Raw genomic sequence first — 3,520 nt, 5'->3', positions numbered from 1 at the left:
TCTGCGTCTGTCTCTGACTACGCTGGACTCCGGCGCAGTGACCAACACCGTATTAGGTCTCGCTGGTATTTGTGCCGTTGTGATTGCCGGTTGGACAACCGCAAATCCAACCATTTATCGCTGCTCTCTTTCCCTGAATACCCTTCTGCCAAACATGAAGCAGAAACATGTCACGTATATCATTGGTATCATCATGACAATCTTGGCTTGCTTCCCAGCTATGACAAATATTGGCGACATCGTTGCTATGCTTGGTTGGGCAGTTGTCGGTGTTGGTGCAATCTGTATTGTTGAGCACTTTCTGTTCCCAAAAATTGGCTATACTCGTTTCTGGGCAATGTACAAGGAAAAGAATATCAACTGGGCAGCAATTATTACTTGGGCAGTCAGCATTCTGTTCGTTGTTGCCATGAGAGAAACCGGTCTGCTGCACCGTAACTTCATCTTCATTCCGGAATGGATTATCTCCGCTGTTCTGTACACCATTCTTGCCGGTGTCATGGGCGCTCGCGGTGATTACAGCAAGGAAGAAGCAGAAGAAGCACAGTTCCAGAAAGAGCTGAAGGCTCTGGTTGACGAAGAAGCAGAGAAAGAAATGGCAGCTGGTGCTGACAAGCCGGAAGTTGCTTCCGGTCTCCCGAAGATTCTTTCCACAGTTGCTTATATTCTGCTCGCAGCAATGGTTATTTCCGCAATCGTCACATACGCTGGCGGCATGGCAATTGCAACCTACAAAACAGTAGCAATCATCCTCACTGTTCTGTACTTCGTATTGAATGGTTCTTCTACCTTCATCAAGTACAAGAATGAAGCTGCTGCTCTGCATTAATCATACGAAAAACCACCTTTTCCAATACTTCTCTTGAGAGCAACCAGCTCCGCAAAAAAACGCGGAGCTGGTTGTTTTTTTATCAGCAATGCACCAGACAACTTCTGTATATCTTTCAACACATGTTAAATCAGAGCCATCAGCTTGCTAATTCTTCTATTCAATGATAAAATCAAAATAAAAGGAACATCACGTCAGAAGGGAGTCTCGTGTATGGGAAGATTTGTAAATCCTGACAACAGTGCATTTCAGGTTGCGTTGAATTCTAAAATATATGTGGACAAAACCGGCTTGCTTCAATATACAAACAGTGTTCTTGGCACGACAGATGCGTACATCTGCAATAGCCGTCCGCGAAGATTTGGAAAATCATATACAGCAAACATGCTCACTGCATATTACAGCAAGGGTGCCAAATCCGAGTCCATGTTTTCAGGACTTGAAATCAGTAAAAGTCCTGATTTTAAGAAACATATCAATCAATATGATGCGATTCATATAGACATCCAATGGTTTTTGGCAAACTGTGATGATGCTGAAACTGTTGTGCCATGTATCACGCAAAGTGTATTGGATGAATTGCGAGAAATTTATCCTGACATTTTATCTTCTGATGTTGTTTATTTGCCGGATGCTCTGTCAAGAGTTCGAGAAAAGACTGGTCAAAAGTTTATTATCATCATTGATGAATGGGATGTTTTAATTCGTGATGCAGCTACCAATCAAAAAGCACAGGATAAATATATTCACTTTTTGAGAGGATTGTTTAAGGGAACAGAACCAACAAAATATATTCAGCTCGCCTACCTTACCGGTATTCTTCCCATAAAAAAGGAAACAACCCAATCAGCGCTGAATAATTTTGATGAGTTTACCATGTTGAGTGCAAGTGCGCTGGCTCCATACATCGGCTTTACCGAAACAGAAGTACAAAAGCTATCCCAAAAATACCAACAGAATTTTGATGAAGTAAAACGATGGTATGATGGGTATCAACTGAATTCTCATTCTGTTTACAATCCAAGAGCCGTTGTCAGCGTAATGTTAAAACGTGAATTTAAGAGCTATTGGTCTGAAACTGCTTCGTATGAAGCCATTGTCCCTCTTATTAACCGAAATTATGATGGATTAAAAACTGCCATTATTGAAATGCTCTCTGGTGGATCTGTCAAAGTCAATACAGCGACATTCAAAAACGACACAATAAACATTCAAAGCAAAGATGACGTCCTAACCTATATGATTCATCTAGGATACTTGAGTTATAATCAGGCGAATAAAACGGCTTTTATTCCGAATGAAGAAATCCGTCAGGAATTGACGACCGCTGTTGCATGTCAGCCGTGGAACGAGATGCTTCTATTTCAACAGGAATCTGAAAAACTACTTGACGCCACACTGGATTTAGATGGTTCAGCCGTTGCTTCGCAAATAGAAAAAATTCACAATGAATATGTTTCAGTGATTCAATATCATAATGAAAATTCATTGAGCAGTGTATTGGCAATCGCTTATTTGAGTGCCATGCAATATTATTTTAAGCCGATTCGTGAACTGCCAACCGGACGTGGATTTGCTGATTTTGTGTTTATTCCAAAGCCGGAATACAAATCCGATTATCCAGCTCTCGTTGTAGAATTAAAATGGAATCAAAATGCGCAAACCGCCATGCAGCAAATAAAGGAGAAAAAATACCCCACTTCCATTCTAGAGTACACCGGAAATATTTTACTTGTTGCAATCAACTATAAAAAGGACAGCAAAGAACATCAGTGTTTGATTGAAAAGTACGACAAAGAATGATCGTATCCTCTTCTTTTTTGCAGAGCCAATGATTTTTTTACCAGCAATGCACCAGACAACTTTTCTCAGCATATGCTAAAGCATTCCGAAATGGAAGGTGATTGTATGCTGATTTCCCTCACAACGGCACTGATTTGTGGTGCTGCCTTTTGTATTCTGCGTGTTTCCTCTCCCTCCGGCTCGTTTCCCCGCCCGCTCAGTGCCGAGCAGGAAGCTGCCTGTATTGCAGCCATGCGAAACGGTGATACACAGGCCCGTGAAATGCTCATTGAACACAATCTTCGTCTTGTCGCACATATCGTCAAAAAATATTATGCTGCTTCTTCAGACACCGATGATTTGATTTCTATCGGCACCATCGGACTCATTAAAGGCGTCTCTACGTTTGATCCGGATAAAAACGTGCGCCTTGCCACGTATGTTTCTCGTTGTATTGAAAATGAAATCCTCATGCACTTCCGTGCAGTCAAAAAATATGCCGGAGATATTTCTCTGGATGAACCGATGGAGCAAGACGGTGACGGCAGTTCTTTGTCTCTGATGGACGTCTTATCCAGCCATGACCACGGCTTAGAGCAAGTAGATAACAGCGATCAAGGCCAGCTTCTGTTTCGTGCAATGCAAACCTTGGAGCCGCGAGAACGAGAAATTATTCGTCTGCGTTATGGTCTGACTGGTCAACCGCCGCTCACCCAACGCGAGACCGCCAAACAATATGCGATCTCCCGTTCATACATCTCTCGTATTGAAAAAAAGGCTCTGCTCAAACTGCGCCGCACCTTAGAATCTCAGCTCTAAACTTGCAGGAACAGATAAAATCTGATACACTCATATCAAGTCTTATATTATCAAACAGGAGATTTGATATGAAACATATTTTCTTTTTTG

The 3,520-nt window shown here is 42.0% G+C and carries 3 protein-coding genes; all 3 read left to right on the top strand.

The window, feature by feature from the left end:
* The coding region (locus ACR0P9_RS09375) for a hypothetical protein (protein WP_432619501.1) at positions 1–829 on the top strand (829 nt) is incomplete at its 5' end.
* Positions 830–1,042: 213 nt separating this feature from the next.
* Complete coding sequence (locus ACR0P9_RS09370; protein ID WP_432619499.1) at positions 1,043–2,632, top strand: AAA family ATPase; 1,590 nt, start codon at positions 1,043–1,045, stop codon at positions 2,630–2,632.
* A gap of 105 nt (positions 2,633–2,737) precedes the next feature.
* Positions 2,738–3,430 (top strand): RNA polymerase sporulation sigma factor SigK, encoded by a 693-nt coding sequence (gene sigK, locus ACR0P9_RS09365; RefSeq protein WP_432619497.1) that lies wholly within the window; start codon positions 2,738–2,740, stop codon positions 3,428–3,430.
* Positions 3,431–3,520: the final 90 nt, after the last annotated feature.

Source organism: Butyricicoccus sp. (assembly GCF_050872565.1).
GTDB lineage: Bacteria > Bacillota > Clostridia > Oscillospirales > Butyricicoccaceae > Butyricicoccus_A.
The sequence above is the reverse complement of the archived record's forward strand: the minus strand, read 5'-3'. Positions and strand labels throughout refer to the sequence as shown.

What these genes read in the sequence shown, in the direction of transcription:
- ACR0P9_RS09370 (WP_432619499.1), top strand. Translation starts at nt 1,043, where the DNA reads ATGGGAAGATTTGTAAATCCTGACAACAGTGCATTTCAGGTTGCGTTG.
- sigK (WP_432619497.1), top strand. Translation starts at nt 2,738, where the DNA reads ATGCTGATTTCCCTCACAACGGCACTGATTTGTGGTGCTGCCTTTTGT.